Below are 16,292 nucleotides of genomic sequence, written 5' to 3' on the forward strand. Positions count from 1 at the left end.
AACTGGCCATCGACAGCTCGGCCCTGGGCGGCATGTACGCCGGGGCGATTCGTCTAGTGGGTACCGAGGCGGGCGTGGGCGTGAAGCTGGCCGGCGACATGGCCGCCAGTGCCGGGGATATTCAGATCGATGCCAGCGGGCGATTGAGCCTCAACCGTGTGGTGGCCAGTGATGACATCGAGTTGGCCGCCAGTGCAATCGAACTCGGTGGCGATGCCTATGCCGGGCGCAGTGTCGCAGCCCGTGCCACGCAGACCCTGAGCCTGGATAAGGAACGGAGTCTGGCGGCGGGTGAGCGGATCACGCTGAACGCACGGCAGATCAGCAACCAGGGCGTGATCGAGGCGGCCGTGAGCGTGACATTGCCACCCGCAATGCGAGTGGCAATGTCACGCTCACGGCCGATGGTGTGCGCAATCGGGGCCGCCTGTTGGCCAGTGGCGATCTCGACCTGGCCCTCAGCGGCACGTTGGACAATCGGGCGGGTGCCCTTGGCGCCAAGGCCAGCACCCGGGTGACGGCCAAGACGCTGGACAACCGCGGGGGGCTGGTCGTCGCTGACGAGTCGCTGGACGTGAGCGCTGCCAAGCGCCTGGACAATCGGGACGGTGAGATTTCCAGCCAGGGCGTGGCGAGCGTCAACGCGGGGCAGCTGGATAACCGCAGCGGGCGGCTCAGTGCGGGCAGCGTACTGACGGTGACAGCCCATGAGCTGGACAACAGCGCCAAGGGTACCCTGAGCAGTCGTGGAAGCCTGACCGTGCGCGAGGCGGCGCTGGATAACCAGGGTGGAACCCTCGTCGCGGATCGACGCCTGGATATCAGCGGGCAGAGCCTGGATAACCGGGGTGGGGTGGTCAGCGGCAAGGCCGATGCCAGCATCGCGGTGGACGGCGTCTTGGACAACGCCGGTGCGAGCCGCGTGGTCAGTGAAGGCCGTCTCAGCATTGCCGCTGGTGAACTGCGCAACCACGCAGGCGGGCAGATCGGGGCCAAGGGCGATGTCGAGGTACGAGCAGGCGTTCTTGGTCAGCAGGCTGGCGAATTGCTCAGCCAGGGCCAACTGAGCGTCGCTGCGCGCCAGCTGGATAATCGCGACGGCGGCCTGATTGCCGCGCACCAGGGCATCGAGCTGCGTGTCGACGAAGCGCTGCAAAACAGCCGCGGGGAAATCTCCACCCGGGGGCGGTCCGACGTTCGGGTGTGGGCAGGCGCCGGGCAAGCCGCTGCCGTATTGGACAATAGCCAGGCCGGGCTGGTCTCTGGAGGGCAGGGCCTGACCCTCGCGGTCCAGCGGCTGCTCAACCACACCAAGGGGATGCTCACCGGGGGTGACGATCTACTGGTGGTTGGTGACAGCCTGGACAACAGCGCGGGTGGGGTGCTGAGCAGCCATGGGGACCTGACGCTGACGCTGGTGGGGCGGTTGGATAACCAGCGGCAGGGCTTGATCACCAGCGCTGCCGGCCTGGCTATCAGCGCGGCCCACCTCGACGCCAGCGAGGCCGGAGAGGTCTCGGCCAAGGGTGACCTGCGCCTGAGCGTCGCTCGGCTGATTCAGCAGCAAGGCCGGCTGATCGGCGAAGCCGGCGTGCATCTGGATCTGCAAGGCGGTGATCTGGATAACCGCGGCGGCCTGCTGAGTGCCAGGGGGCCGATGACCCTGGAGCGCCTGGCCAGGCTGGATAACAGAGGGGGCGAAATTTCCAGCCGTCAGGGCTACAGCCTGAGCGCGGGTGCCATCGACAATGGTGATGAGGGCAGGCTGATCAGCGCCGGCACCTTGGCTATCGACCTGGGTCAGGGCGTCCTGCGCAATGCCGAAGGCGGTCTGGTCTCTGGTTGGCAGGGCCTGGCGATCAAGGCCGGTAGCCTGGAAAACAGCGGCCAGGGCACCGTGTCCAGCCGCGATGGCGACCTGCATGTCGAGTTGAGTGGAGCGCTGCACAACCGAACGGCGGGCGCACTGGTCAGCAAGGGCCAGCTTTCGGTGGACGCGCAACGTCTCGATAACAGTGCCGGGGGCGTTATCTCCAGCGCAGGGGATCTCAGCCTGGCACTCGCCGACACGCTCGACAACGGCAGTGGCGGTCTGATCGACACCCTGGGCTCGCTCAGCGTTCACAGCGGCGCAGTGAACAACCGCGCGGGGCAGATCAGCAGCCAGCAGGCTGCCAGCCTCCGCGCCAGTGGCCTCGATAACAGCGCCGGTCAGCTGACCAGCACGGCCGCGATGGACCTCACCCTCAGCGGGCTCCTGATCAACGCGCAGAAGGCCAGCCTGGCCAGTGGCGGCCCCCTCGTGCTGCAGGCCGCAGCCATCGACAACCAGGGTGGCAGCCTGCTCAGCCAGCATTTACTGCAACTGACTGCCAGCGACCTCGACAATAGCGGCGGAACCCTCGGCGCTCGCAGCAGCCTGGAGTTGCTGCTCAGTGGTGTGCTCAACAACAGCGCCGATGGCCTGGTACACAGCCAGCAGGGACGCATCGACCTGCACGCGCAGCGACTCGATAACAGTGGCGGCAGCCTCAGTGGTCAGCAGGCCGTGATCGCCAGGCTGAGTGGCGCACTGGACAATCGAGGTGGCCGCATCGAGAGCGCGCAGGGCCCGCTGGATCTGCACGGCGCCAGTGCCGTGGACAACCGCGCCGGCGTCCTCAACAGCCTGCACGGCGTATTGAAACTGACCAGTGCAGGCCTGTTCGACAACGCCTCCGGCACTGCCCAGGGGCAGGCCGTGACAGTGACTGCCAAGGGGCTGGATAACCGAGGGGGACACCTGTCCGCGCTCGGTGGCGATGCCCGGGTCGACGTGGGCAGCAGCGCCTTCGATAACCAGGGCGGTGGGCTCTATGCCCATCAACGGGTGAGCGTGATTGCGGGTGACTTCGACAACCAGCTCGACATCCTGAATCAGGGCGGCAAGGTGGCTGCCGAGCGAATCGACTTCAGCCTGTCCGGTGCGCTGCGCAATGGCAGCGGCATCCTCGAAAGCGCGACGACGCTGCACCTTGCGGCCGCTCGCATCGACAACCCATACGGTCGTTTGCGGGCACTGGGCAAGGCTGGAACCACGCAGATCAGCGGCGGTGTGCTGGACAACCGCAACGGCGTGCTGGAAACCGCCAATGCCGAGCTGGAGCTGAGCGTCGCCGACCTGCATGGCCGCGACGGCCGTATCCTGCATACCGGTGCGGGTCGCTTCGGCCTCAGTGCTGCCCTGATCATGGGCGCTGGCGGCACCCTGAGCACCAACGCCGTGCTGAGCCTCAGCGCCAGCAACTGGACCAACAGCGCGGTGATCGAGGCGGATGAACTGGTCCTCGATATCGGCACCTTCACGCAGACCGTCGCTGGCCAGCTGGTCGCGCGGCGAGCCTTCAGTGGCCGTGGTGACAACTGGAGCAACCAAGGCCTGCTGGCCAGCGATGGCACGTTCAGCCTGAACCTGAGCGGAGCCTATGCGGGGGACGGTCAGCTTACCAGCCTCGCTGCCATGACCCTGGGTACCGGCAGCCTTGATCTTTCCAGCAGCGCCCGTATCGCCAGCGCGGCGGCAAGCACGGTCGTTACCCGCGGGCTGTTTCGTAACGAGGGGCGGCTCACCGCCGCGGGCAACTTGACGGTCAGCGCCGCCGGTCTGAACAACCACGGCACCCTCGGCAGTGGCGCAGTGTTGCGGCTCGAGACGCCAACGCTGCTCAACCAAAGAGGCCTGATCTTCAGCGGCGAGGACATGGCCTTGCGGCTGAGTCAACTCACCAACCGCTATGCCGACATCTACAGCCTCGGGGCATTGAGCATCGCCAGAGATGACCAGCTGCAACGCTCCAGCCTGGTCGAAAACATGTCCGCCACCCTGGAAAGCGCAAAGGACATGCGCCTGGCCGTAGAAACCCTGGAGAACGCCAAGGATGCGTTCGTCATGCAGGGCAAGCTGCTGTCTGCGCAGGCGTACCTGACCTGTATCCAGCACTGTAGTCGCAGTTGGTCAAGCAAACGGGGTCGCCTGACCCTGCACGAAGAGTGGGGCGCGGTCATCGCCGAAGACTCCCCTGCAGGCGAGATTCTGTCCGGCGCAGATCTGCGGATCGACAGCGATAGCCTGATCAACCGTTACAGCACCTTGTCCGCCCGCAAGGACCTCGTCGTGCAGACCGGTGACCTGCAGAACATCGGTGCCCAGGCCATGGCCGGCAGCGCAACGGCGGTCTTCACGGCGCAACCCCGGGAGCGCAACCGAACCTACTACGCTCACCAGGCGCGAGTGAGCGACTTCATGGCGCAGCATGGTACGGCTGCCACCTTCAGCGAAGCGGCCTACCTGGCCATGAAGGCGGGCTTCAGTCCGGCTTACTACGCGGGGATCGATGCGCCGCTCGCCGTTTCAGGCAGCGAGCACCTACTGGCACCGGCCGTCATCCAGGCGGGCGGTAATGTCACCATCGAGGCCAGCAACGGCCTGGCTAACCTGCAAACCTACCCCAACAGCGCCATCGATTACGGCCCGTACCGTGGCGCCGATGTCACGCTGGGGCGCAGCACCCAGCCCGTCGTCGTGCTCAGCGCAGAGCTGCCGCCTGACCTTCAGCAGCGGCAGGTCAACCCGCTGAGTCTGCCCGGTTTCAGCCTGCCGCAAGGCGAAAACGGCCTGTTTCGCCTGAATACCCAAGCGGGCAGCGCTGACAGTGCCAGCCAGACCCAGAACCAGAACGCTGGCAGCCCCTGGCGGGTGCAGGACGGCCTGAGCGCTACCGCCAGCCTGCTGGAGACCGGTGCACAGATGCCGCTCGGCGTAGGGCCAGTGCCCAGCAACGTGCAGCCCAGCATCGGCCACAAATACCTGATCGAAACCAATCCGGCACTGACCGAACTGAGCCGCTTCCTCAGCTCCGACTACATGCTTGGCCAACTGGGTTACGACCCCGATCAGGCCCAGAAACGCCTGGGCGATGGCCTCTACGAACAGCGCCTGATCCGCGACGCCATCGTCGCCCGTACCGGCCAGCGTTACCTGACCGGGCTGACCAGCGACGAGGCGATGTTCCGCTACCTGATGAACAACGCCATCGCCAGCAAGGACGCACTGAACCTGGGCCTTGGCGTCAGCCTGAGCGCCCAGCAGGTGGCTGCCCTGACCCACGACATCGTGTGGATGGAAGAGCAGGAAGTCCTCGGCGAAAAGGTCCTGGTGCCGGTGCTCTACCTGGCCCAGGCCGAAGGCCGCCTGGCCCCCAACGGCGCGTTGATCCAGGGCCGTGACGTGGCGTTGATCGGCGGTGGCGACCTGAGCAACCAGGGCACCCTGCGAGCCAGCGGTGCGTTGGATGTACAAGGTCGGAACATCGCCAACAGCGGCCTCATGCAGGCCAACGAGCGCCTGCAACTGCTGGCGACCGAGAGCATCCGCAACGCCCAGGGCGGCATCATCGCCGGGCGCGATGTCACGGCCAGGGCCGTGAGCGGCGACCTCATCAACGAACGCAGTGTCACCACCTTCGAGTCTGCTGGGCGCAACCATGACTATCGCCAGGACTACGTCGACAGCGCGGCGCGCATCGAGGCCCTCAACGACCTCAACCTGAGTGCAGGACGCGATGTACAGAACGTCGGCGGAGCCCTCAACGCCGGGCACGACCTACGGGTAATCGCCGGGCGTGACCTGCAGATCGTATCGGCCCAGCAGCATGACCTGAGCCGCCAGACAGACCGCAAAGGCAACAGCCGTCGCGAGCAAGTGACCCAATACGGCTCCGAGGCCAGTGCCGGCCGAGACCTTACGCTCTCGACCGAGCGCGAACTTGCCGTGGTGGCCAGCCGCGTGACGGCCGGCCGGGATCTGGCCATGGGAGCGGGCGGCGACATCCTGATCGCTGCCGCAGCCAACGAGAGCCACTTCGAGTCGCACCGCAAGAGCGGCGGCAAAAGGGTCGACATCGAGCGCAGCCTGGTGACCCAGCAGGCGGCCGAGGTCGAGGCCGGTGGTGATCTGCATGTGAATGCCAAGAATAACCTTGCCCTCAGTGCCAGCAACCTGCAAACCGACGGTGAAGCCTACCTGTACGCAGGCCAGCAACTGGCGGTGGTGGCTGCGCAAAGCAGCCACCACTCGCTGTACGACATGAAGCAAAAGGGCTCCGGGGGCAGCAAGAAAACCCAGCGCGATGAAATCACCACGGTGCGTAACGTCGGCACCAGCATAAGCACCGGCGGGGACCTGACCCTGGTCAGTGAGGGCGACCAGCTGTACCAGAAAGCGCGCCTGGAAAGCGGTGCCGACCTGACCCTTGCTAGTGGCGGTGCCATCACCTTCGAAGCGGTGAAGGATCTGGATCAGGAGAGCCATGAGAAGAGCAAGAACAGCTCGATGTGGACGTCGGCCAAAGGGAAGGGCACTACAGACGAGACGCTTCTTCAGAGCCAGATGATTGCCAAAGGTGACACCGTCATCAGCGCGGTCGAAGGCCTGAACATCGATATCAAACAGGTCAATCGGCAGACCGTCAGTCAGACCATTGATGCGATGGTCAAGGCTGATCCCGAGTTGGCCTGGTTGAAGAAGATGGAGCAGCGCGGTGATGTCGACTGGCATCGCGTGAAAGAAGTGCACGACTCCTTTAAATACAGCCATTCGGGGGTGGGGGCTGGCGCCGCGATCATCATCGCAATTCTGGTCACGGTTCTTACAGCAGGTGCCGGTACGTCTGTAGCCGGGGCGGCTGCAAGTGCAACCTCTTCGGCCGGTATGGGCTTGGCTGCCCAGGCTGGATTCCACGCCGTAGTTAGCCAGGCCGCGATAAGCACCATTAGTAACAAGGGTAACTTGAGCGCTACATCCAGGGATATCACGTCTTCTGATGCAATGAGGGGGTATGCGCTCAGTGCCGCCACAGCTGGTATTGGCACTGGGGTTAATCCTTCAAGCCTTGGATTCAACGTGCAAAGTGTTCAGCAGGTTGCGAGAACCACGTTTGTAGAGGCTGGACTGCGAACTGCCATTGTTGGCGGCAATTTTACAGATAATTTGGGTCAAGCAGCCGTCGGTCATGCGGCCAATATCGTTAGCGGCCTGATCTACAAAAACCTTGGCGATGAACTGCGTTTCTCTGGCACGACAGGCAAGGTCATCACCCACGGCATAGTAGGCGGCCTCGTGGCTGAGGCGGCGGGAGGCAGCTTTAAAACGGGAGCGATTGCTGCGGGGCTGAATGAGGCGCTGGTCGATACCATTATCGATTTGGAGTTCTTCCAAGGGCCTCAACACGCACAGCTCGTGGCCATGACCTCGCAGCTTGTAGGCATGACAAGCGCCGCATTGGTGGGGGGCGATGAGAAGGAACAGCAGAAAGCTGGTTGGGTGGCTCAGCAGGCCTCTCTTTACAATGGACTGGAGCATCCGACTGCTGAGCGGATGCTCAAAGAACTGAAGGACTGTAGGGCCAGTGGTCAGTGCACCGCAGCGAAGATCGACGCCATCGACGCGAAGTACAAGGAACTATCGGCTGCACGTTCCAAGGGGATAAATGAGTGCGGTAACAGGAAGTGCGTTGAGTCGATCCTCGACAAAACCATCGCCATGGACGATCCCGTTGCCAAGGAGCTGCTGCGGTTCTTCCAAGGTCGATATGACGTGCCGGGCCTGTTACAAGGCAATCCTGATGCAGTGTCTGCGCCTTCGGTTAATCCTTACAACAAGCATGGTGATCGGTTTGTTACTGACAATCAGGTTGCTTTCGCCAAGTACATTAAAGAGGGATGGCTTACTGCAGAGGAAACCAAATTCCTCGATGGTTGGATGGATTCTACTCAGTGGCTGGAGCGTACTTATGAGCGACCTCTCAGCCTTCAAGAGCGCGCCACGATTCTAGCCTCGTTCTCGGAAGAAGCTTTGCTGGGGATACGAGGTCGGACGGGGCAGGTCATCACCAGCGGTGGGGGTTCGTCACAAGGTGCTTCATCGAGTCGGACCATTACCCAGGCACAGGCTCAGAAGGAGGGCTATAAGCCTTGTTGCTTCGCTGCAGGCACTTTGGTAGCCACCCCGGAAGGCGAGCGCGTAATCGAGTCCCTGAACGTAGGCGATGTTGTTTGGAGCAAGCCCGAAGGTGGCGGAGAGCCGTTCGCGGCTGCAATCACTGCTACTCACACGCGTACTGACCAGCCCATTTACAAGGTGGTGCTGAGCAAAGACGCCGTAGATGGTGCTAGCGCTTCAGAAACACTGGAGGTGACACCTGGGCACCCTTTCTATGTGCCTGCTCAGAAAGGATTCGTTCCGGTCATCGACCTGAAGTCCGGTGATCGCCTGCAGTCCTTGGGAGATGGCGGTGATGGCAGCTCCATCACCGTGGAGTCCATCACGTTGTATCAGCCGCAGGGGCAGACCTACAACCTGACGGTAGACGCTGGGCATACGTTCTATGTTGGAACGCTTGGGGCATGGGTGCACAATATCGGGCCTTGTGTTAGCTGCAGCAATGGGAGCTGCTCAATCCATGCGGCTGCACTGGAGGGCGGGGCAAAAGCGACAGGAGCTGCCGGTGAAAGTGCAGGCGCCATGCGCCGATTGGACTATGAAGCTGCTTCCTACCACGGGAAAATCGATAATGCAGTTAAGAGTCGTGCTCCGGTTAATGGTCAAGAAGTGCTAGATTTTTCGATCCAAGTTAAACCGACATCCTCTCGCCGAGTCGGAATTGACTACGATTCTAAAGATTTTGTTGTTTTTGACAAAACGCTAGATACGACTTATCACGGCCACGTCCGTTCTTGGAGTGATTTGCATCCAGACATGCAAAAAGCCTTGCAACAGGCAGGTATGGTTGATCGTAAAGGTAATATTCTTACTGGTGGGAAACGATGATGAACTATCAAGCCCCCCAACCTTATAATAAGCGAGCTTTAGAAAAAGCTTTTGCTTCGAGGGATGTTAAGAGTATTTGTGAGGCACTTGTCTCCGTTGCTTTAAATGATCCTGATTGGAGGTGGGCACAGAGTAAATGCTTAGAATTTCTCCGCAACGAAAGCCCTGATGTTAGAGGGCTTGCAGCAACTTGTCTTGGACATATAGCAAGGATTCACCGCCAGCTTGACAAAGAAAAGGTACTCATTGCTCTTCGTGAACATCTAGATGACAACATCATCTCAGGGCAAATTGCGGATGCTCTAGACGATATCGATATGTTCTTGAGGTAGTATCACATTGGTATTTTCGCGCTGATGTTGGTTTATCTGTAAAAGTCTCGTGTCGAGCTGATCTGGCACTTTAGAGGAAAAGGGGACAGATTTGAATGGCGCTTACTTACGCGTTAACCAGTTGATCTAGAAGAAGAAAGGCTGCTCTTGGTCTACGGTGATAGTTGCGAACACACACCGAGCCCAAGGAGCAGCCCAGATGAATCCTAGGCGCCAAGCAGCCATCCTTCAACAAAGCCGTACCCATCGCCTCACATCCAATACGGATGCTTATGCATTCTTCAATCTGTTGACCGGTCCCAAGTTATTTGAACAGGTCGAATCGCTATTGCCAGACCACCGGGAGCGCCTGTTTCCTCCAACCGAGGCGTTATCCATAGAGTAATAGGGGACAGACCACGATTATTTATCGATCTTTGAGTGAGTTGTGGTCTGTCCCCTAAAGCCGTGCGTAAAGGTAAGTAGTGATGTTGTTAAAGAATGATGGCGCACATCGTCAAATGAAAGTCGTCTATTCGCACTGGAAAGAGTTACAGAAAGATCCAGCCCGCGTTGCCGCTGCTCAAGCGTTAACTTTGAATTCTGGCAGGCCTCTGCTGGGGCTTAAAGGTAAGTATGGGTTGTATGGGTCTCAGGAGTGGTGGGATAATATTTATCTCGGAAATATACCGCTCCTTTTCTTTTCTGGGATTATTGTTCGCGCCTACGCGGCTGGTCAGGATAATAAAGCAGAAAACAACACTGTTGAGTTGTTGGTGGAAGACGGCTCAGTGATTGACATTGGTATATACGTAAATGAAAGCTCTGATGTTGAATTGTTTCGAGTTGGCTGTAAGTTACAAATTGTATATGCGCTTGATGAGATGAAAAAGCAGCCAGGCCCGGATGGTAATATAAATTATGCCAAAGTTGCACTTGAGGTGGCGGTGTCGTTGGGTTTTTCGGATAAGTCGACAGATTTATTTTCTACCTGATCAGCTAAGCTAAACAAGGAAAAGGGACAGACTAACTTTATTGCTCTGGGAGAGCCGTTACAAATCCAGTGTGGTCGAGTCAGACGCCTACTTACTTGTCTGCTGCCGCTATATCGAGTTAAACCCGGTTCGGGCCCGTATGGTTGCCGAGGCCGCCGACTTCCCCTAGTCGAGTTACCAGATGCGCACCACTGATCAAGCGGGCAGTGATTGGTTGGATATTGACCCTTGCGTCATCGCACTTGGCGATACCTGAAAGGCGTCGTATTCGTTATATGGAGTTCATGCGCCGAGCTGTAACGTCAAGTGAAATTGAACTGATCCGGACTGCACTTCAGAGAGGGCAGTTAACCGGTAGTGCTCGTTTTGTGGATGAAATAGAGAGAGTTCAGGGGCAACGGATAGAGCTACGTAGTGTGGCTCATGGTCAGGCTCTCAAAAAGTATCAGGTTTCGCCATTCAGTGTTTACCATCCAGAAGTGATAGATAGGTTAAATAAAGAACAGCCTGGTTATTTTAACGGTAACTGGCTGAGATTTTGGAGTGACAAAAGATGATTTCTGGGAGGCTAGATGGATTAGGTCGTTTTCGTTTCTGGGAAAATGAGTTTTTTACAGGTATTGATGAGCAAGGAATCTGTGGGTCCGGTTCTGGAAATGATTGCTTTGTACTCGAGGTAATGATTCCACACGGCGCGCGCTGTATGTACGGGCTCCTAGGCATAACTTTTCGGCGATGTTCTGTCGAGTCTGGGATCCAGGTTAGGCTTACAAGAAAATCTATTTTAAATGAAATTTATAAAGAATCTTTAGTTAGCCCGTTTGAATATGGGCATTTTGGGCTCCCTTCCGAATACGAAGAAGCCTCGATCAGAGGTCTCGAGAGAGGGTTGGTCTGCGATGGCGTACGGAGTTTTTTAAAGATATATATACGCTGTGCGGCATTTGGAGATGCTTCCTCTAGTGAGGTTATCTTTGAAAGGATAGGGGCGACTTTAGCAGGGTTATTATCGTGTGTAGATATCACCGAGGTGATGATTGCTTCGGCTTTCGAGCGCGGAGTCAGCAGTAGCAATTCTTGATTTTGGTAAAGTGAGCCACTTGGCTATTTGCCGCCATAGCTTGGAAAAAAGGGACAGATTTGAATGGCACTTACTTAGCCCTCCTTGGATGTCCCTTTTTCTGAACTTCCGTGCGTTCCACTTGGCGCGCTTGGGTCAGTAGTGGATAGGGTCTTGGCCTTCGTTTGAGTGCTCGCGGCTCCACTCGCCCAGGCCGGCTACCTACACGCTGCTGGGCGATGAGCATCAGTAACTGGTGAAGGCGCCCGTCAATATCCGAATCCTCAAATTGCCGCCAGGCAAGCCACAGTTGCAGGGTGTGCTTGAAACTCAGTCGGCGTGGTAAACAATCCGCGATTGATGCCGATTGCACCATGAGCAGTCGGATCAAGTTGTGCGCCAATAGATAAACCCAAAGCTCCTTCACTGCCATAGCGGCCGTTTTGCAGCTCAGCATTTCCAGTCCCATGGTGCTCTTGAGGTTGCGTAGGTCCAGCTCGACGTGCCATCTGTCTTAAAAACCGGATCGGTGGATTTGGTGAGTGTTGGCAAGGCCTCTTTAATTGGAGGGTTGACCTAAGGAAAAAATTTGCCAGTTACTATCATGACGAATGTGGGAGGGGAGTACGTTTATAAGACTCTTAAAGGAGAAAGCCCTGGTGCCTCTATGGCGGGTGCTTCTGTGGGTAGCGCTGCAGGGTGGAAAATGGCTGAGGCAGCAGCAGTTTTTGGTGGGCGGTCTATGGGTAATATTAAGTCGGTTCTCAATGCCGTGTTAGGCTCTGTTGTGGCAAAAGAAGTGGGTGGCGTGGCAGAATCAACAGCAGGTGGTGGTAGATGAAAATGATAAGAAAGTATGGGTTTATTTTTTTTATACCAGTATTTTATATTGCCGGAGTGTTTGCGACGATCTATGTTGCTCGTATTTTTGCTGTTTCTTATTATTTGGGAATCAACCATTTCGATTTTATAAAGGAAGCTGTCAGAGCAGGCGAGCTAGGGTTGAAGGTTGGTGGCTTAATTGCATTGATTACTTGTGCGTGTATCATATTTGATAGATATAAAAAGAAAGGCTGTTGAAAGCATAAGAAAGTAGTAATAGGGGAAAATAGTAATAGGGGGCAGGCCACGATTATTTATCGATCTTTGAGTGAATCGTGGTCTGTCCCCTAATACCCAATTTCACAAAGCAAGAAGTAGCGAAAATGGCTCGTAACCAAGACTGGGAGGATTTGCCTTTTTAAAATGAATAATTTTTCAGATATTGTTTTCCAGACAGAAGCTGGGTGCTTAATGTTTTCGCCTGTCAAAGTGTGTGACGATGAAGGTTTTTTTGACTTCAAGATTTCCTGTGCTTTGGCTAAGAATTTTTCTAGGTTCTTACAGGGGGATTTTGCCTGTAGACTGTACGGTAAAGATATAGAGAGGTTGGTTGCTCAGTTTGATAAGCATGTGCGAGGATTAATCCTTGGTGAATATGCGCAGTCACTTTCTTATGTTCCTTTGGAGAGCGATATTCAGATACAGTTCTTAGATGGTGAAGTGATTGATGTTTCTGATGGGTATTTTTCTATAATTATATTGTTTAATTGTGGTAAGGCAGATGAGGCGTCTTCTAATACATATTTTGGATTAGAGACTGTTGTTGAGGTTTCTGATTTCAAGAGCTTTTGTGAGGGCCTGAAACGCTTGATTCTTTAAACGTAGCAGGAAAAGGGGGCAAGCGGAAAGCGGACTGATTTATTTTTCGGGTGGTTAAGATTAAATAAATCTGTCTCCTTTTCTATTGGAATGGGATAACAGATGATTACTGTGAGGTTTGAGACGGGCGATTCCCTTGAGCTTTCTATTGATAGCTTTGTTGGTGCTGATATTAAAGGTATTAATTTTCATCGCGCTATATTTGAATATTTGGATTTTAGTAAAGCAGATTTTACCGGTTGTGATTTAAGGGGTTCTGTTTTTTATTGCTCTGTGTTGAATGATTCAAAAATGAAGAAGGTTTCTTTGGTTAATGCGGTATTAACGGGGTCTAGAATGAGGGGGAGTGATCTTTCTGAATCGTTACTTATGTATTCTGATTTCACTGAAACAGAATTTAGCTTAGCAAGTCTTAAAAATTCCAATGTGGAAGGGGGAGACTTTCGCGGTGCAGAATTATCTGGTGCGGACTTTAGTGTCTTCGGACTGGATCAATGTAAGCTTCAGGGGGCATTATATGATAGTAAAACTATCTGGCCAAAAAATTTCAACCCCGATGAACACGGTTTGTTAAAGAAAAAAACCTAAGCGTTGTCTGTTTTTTTCTCTGCGAATTGCCGCGCAGAGGCATTGAAGATGTGTTCGAAAAATATGGTGCTCGCCGACGGAGTACCGACTTCCGGCGAGGCGAGCGCTTTGGCATACGCGATCACCTAATCACCCTAGAGAGGCCATCCAGGCGGCCCACCTGGATGAGTCAGGCCAGCTGCGATCAAGCGCCTGCCCATCTGGAGGTCCGGGAGCTGAATAAGTAATAGGGAAAAGACCACGATTATTCTCGATCTTTGAGTGAGTCATGGTCTGTCCCCTAATACCGAAGAATGCGAAGCAGTATGCTGAGCAAGCTAAAATTTTTTAACGAATCCGCCTCAAAGCACACTGACCAAAAAACTCTCGCGGTGATACTCTCAGATATGATCCAAAAACTAATACCTTTGGCGTGCTGGGGCAGGATGGAGCTTCGAGAACTATGTTTCGCCCCGCAGATGGAATTAATTATTGGAACAGGCGGTGAGAGGTTTTAGATATGAGTTATGTTTGTCCTTGCTGTAAAAATCTAACATTTGATGAAGGTCCGCCCGGTACTTTTCAGGTTGTCCCGTCTGTGGATGGGAGGATGACGAGGTACAATATCGTGACCCAACATATGAGGGCGGTGCAAATTCCGTTAGCCTTGAGCAGGCCAAAGTTAACTTCAGCGCTATAGGCGCCATTAACAAGGAGAGCTTGGGTGCTGTCAGGCGGCCGCTGCCTGGATAGATTGCTGAGTGAAGGCCAATGGGGAGAATTTAGAGCCGATTGCACTCATGTGTTCACTGGTCAAAAAATCTCCGGAGTACGGAGTAATAGGGGGCAGATCACGATTATTTCTCGATCTTTGAGTGAATCGTGGTCTGTCCCCTAATACCTTTCATAATTTTAGATGATGCTCCCCATGAACGGTGACTTTTATGGGTTTTATTAAAGACGCAGTTTTGAGTGCTAGTAATGCTCTAGGGTGTTCTGTGGCGCAGCTTAATAGTGAAGAGACGGCGACTGTCAGGGTTTGCATTGAGAGGAAATATTCCCATGGGAATGGAGGCTCTCCTCTATGGGAGCGGTTGAGTGGTGATTGCAGTAGTTATGAGCCAGACGGATGGAGAGCAATTTCTGAGTTTCCATTTTTTAGCAGGGTTACTATGTTTTTCGATAGGGATGATGAAGCTACTATGTTCTCTATTGCTACAGGTAATGATGTAGTCAGAATTTTGTCAGAGTGTCCCGGATTCGTGTTTTATCTAACTGATGATAAATTCAGCCTTTTGCTATGTCACAATGACCACGATTACTTAATTGGGGCTGGTGCGGCGGCGTATTGGGTTGGGAATAGAGAAAATAGATAATGAGCAGAAAGGGGCACTCACAGAGTCGATGAGGTCAGAGTCGAATGGCACTTGCTTGCGCGTTAACCGATTGATCTAGAAGAAGAAAGGCTGCTCTCAGGCTACGGTGATAGTTGCGAACGCACACCGAGCCCACGGGGCAGCCCAGGTGAATCCTAGGCGCCGAGCTGCAATTCTTCAACATCGCCGTAGCCATCATCTCACATCCAATGCAGATGCCTATACGTTCTTCAATCTGTAGACCGGCCCCGAGTTGTTTGAACAGGTTGATTCGCTACTGCCAGATTACCGGGAGCGCCTGTTTTCGCCGACCGAGTAATTGGAAGACCGAAAAGCGCTTTTGTTGATGAGGGAACGCTCCTCAGAACGTTAAATGTCAATGGAGTGGATTACAAAGTAGTTGCGAAGGGCTCTAATTCTATTTCTTGTGTTTCAGCCGGAACTAGAGGCTCTATCAATGTTAATCAAGCTAAACAGAAACTTATGGACTATTTGCAGGATGTTTATTCTGGAGGTACTGCGACGGTTTCAATTGGTGTTCAGAATGCTTCGCCCTCTAAGACAGGTGTGTGCTCGTTGTGCTTTAATAAGTAGGATTTTTTTGGGGAGAACCCGTTGTTTGATGTTTTATTTTTCAGCGTAGTGCTAGGAAGGACCCATGAGCAATTTAGTTAAATCTCTTTTTGGTGCTGATTCTAGGGGGGAGGGCTGTATAGGTTATACTCTCGAGGACTTAGACAGGGTCGGTAGGCTCTACAATATTGAGGTGAAGGATTCCCTTAGGGCTTTTCTAGTTGAAATGGGTAAGAGCAGTGGAGGATTGATAGGTGATGATGTTATTCATATTTATCGGCCTCATTGGTTTGTTCGTGATCACTTGCTTTTTCAATTTGGCTTTTTTTCGAAATGCAAGAGATGGGTTTCTTTGAGTATTTAAATAAGCCGTTTGTTTTCTCGTTTGTTTCTGAGGCTTAGTATTGTTTCTTGCAAACAGCACTGCCAGATAGTGAGTCTGTATATTGCTATGACTCAAATTCTGAAGTTGTTGAGAAAGCTGAGTTTGATCTTCCAGGTTTCTTGAAGGTCCTTGCTGCCGAGGGGAGCTGCACGCATACACTTGCTACTGAGGGTGATTTGCTAAGAATTTAAAGCTAATACTGGGTTTATGGGGGCAGAGCCTGAGGAATCCCCACAAATCTACCCCAGCACCTGAGCTTGGTTGCACCAAGCCGCGAAAGCGCACCTTGGTGTAATCACACTGGTGCCTGATCACTCGAAACGGATGCTCGGCCTGGAATTGAGTCTGTGCGGTGGTCCGCTCAATACGCGCATCGGTCCCTGCCTTCACGCTGCCATTCATGAACAGCGGCGTGCCCGGCGTCAGACGTAAATGGGGCCTGTTTCCAGGCCCCGTTT

The 16,292-nt window shown here is 54.8% G+C and carries 8 protein-coding genes and 5 pseudogenes; 11 read left to right on the forward strand and 2 right to left on the reverse strand.

Features of this window, described 5'->3' with window-relative positions:
- The 5 genes and pseudogenes from QRN22_RS13720 to QRN22_RS13745 all read left to right on the forward strand — a co-directional run.
- The coding region (locus QRN22_RS13720) for a hypothetical protein (RefSeq protein WP_285403112.1) at positions 1–518 on the forward strand (518 nt) is incomplete at its 5' end.
- Positions 410–8,866, forward strand: a complete 8,457-nt coding sequence (locus tag QRN22_RS13725; protein ID WP_082045836.1) for a DUF637 domain-containing protein — start codon at positions 410–412, stop codon at positions 8,864–8,866. The genes QRN22_RS13720 and QRN22_RS13725, both read left to right, overlap by 109 nt.
- Entirely contained in the window at positions 8,863–9,198 is a 336-nt protein-coding gene (locus tag QRN22_RS13730) for a hypothetical protein (RefSeq protein ID WP_156152750.1), read from the forward strand. Before QRN22_RS13725 ends, QRN22_RS13730 begins: the two co-directional genes overlap by 4 nt.
- 467 nt (positions 9,199–9,665) lie before the next feature.
- The gene (locus QRN22_RS13740) at positions 9,666–10,172 is read left to right on the forward strand and encodes an immunity protein RhsI2 family protein (RefSeq protein WP_042555095.1); all 507 of its coding nucleotides are present in this window, start codon (positions 9,666–9,668) and stop codon (positions 10,170–10,172) included.
- Between the two features lie 13 nt (positions 10,173–10,185).
- Positions 10,186–10,585: pseudogene (locus tag QRN22_RS13745) on the forward strand (transposase); the annotation flags it as partial.
- Positions 10,586–11,323: 738 nt separating this feature from the next.
- Here the strand turns inward: QRN22_RS13745 and QRN22_RS13750 are convergent.
- Positions 11,324–11,743, reverse strand: a pseudogene (locus tag QRN22_RS13750) (IS4 family transposase); the annotation flags it as partial.
- 326 nt (positions 11,744–12,069) lie between these two features.
- Here QRN22_RS13750 and QRN22_RS13755 point away from each other — a divergent pair.
- From QRN22_RS13755 to QRN22_RS13775, 6 genes and pseudogenes are all read left to right on the forward strand, one after another.
- Positions 12,070–12,312, forward strand: a complete 243-nt coding sequence (locus tag QRN22_RS13755) for a hypothetical protein (protein WP_156152751.1) — start codon at positions 12,070–12,072, stop codon at positions 12,310–12,312.
- Positions 12,313–12,477: 165 nt separating this feature from the next.
- Positions 12,478–12,933, forward strand: coding sequence for a hypothetical protein (locus QRN22_RS13760; RefSeq protein WP_042555097.1), 456 nt, complete (start codon positions 12,478–12,480; stop codon positions 12,931–12,933).
- 102 nt (positions 12,934–13,035) lie between these two features.
- Entirely contained in the window at positions 13,036–13,521 is a 486-nt protein-coding gene (locus QRN22_RS13765; protein WP_082045837.1) for a pentapeptide repeat-containing protein, read from the forward strand.
- A gap of 11 nt (positions 13,522–13,532) precedes the next feature.
- A pseudogene (locus QRN22_RS13770) lies at positions 13,533–13,739 on the forward strand (IS4 family transposase); the annotation flags it as partial.
- Between the two features lie 355 nt (positions 13,740–14,094).
- A pseudogene (locus QRN22_RS26470) lies at positions 14,095–14,253 on the forward strand (CPCC family cysteine-rich protein); the annotation flags it as partial.
- Positions 14,254–15,534: 1,281 nt separating this feature from the next.
- Positions 15,535–15,813: a hypothetical protein gene (locus tag QRN22_RS13775; RefSeq protein WP_197077039.1), complete on the forward strand. Its 279-nt coding sequence runs from the start codon at positions 15,535–15,537 to the stop codon at positions 15,811–15,813.
- A 282-nt stretch (positions 15,814–16,095) separates the two neighbouring features.
- Here the strand turns inward: QRN22_RS13775 and QRN22_RS13780 are convergent.
- A pseudogene (locus QRN22_RS13780) lies at positions 16,096–16,203 on the reverse strand (IS5/IS1182 family transposase); the annotation flags it as partial.
- Positions 16,204–16,292: the final 89 nt, after the last annotated feature.

This window comes from Pseudomonas sp. MEJ086, from assembly GCF_030209025.1.
Lineage (GTDB): Bacteria > Pseudomonadota > Gammaproteobacteria > Pseudomonadales > Pseudomonadaceae > Aquipseudomonas > Aquipseudomonas fulva_A.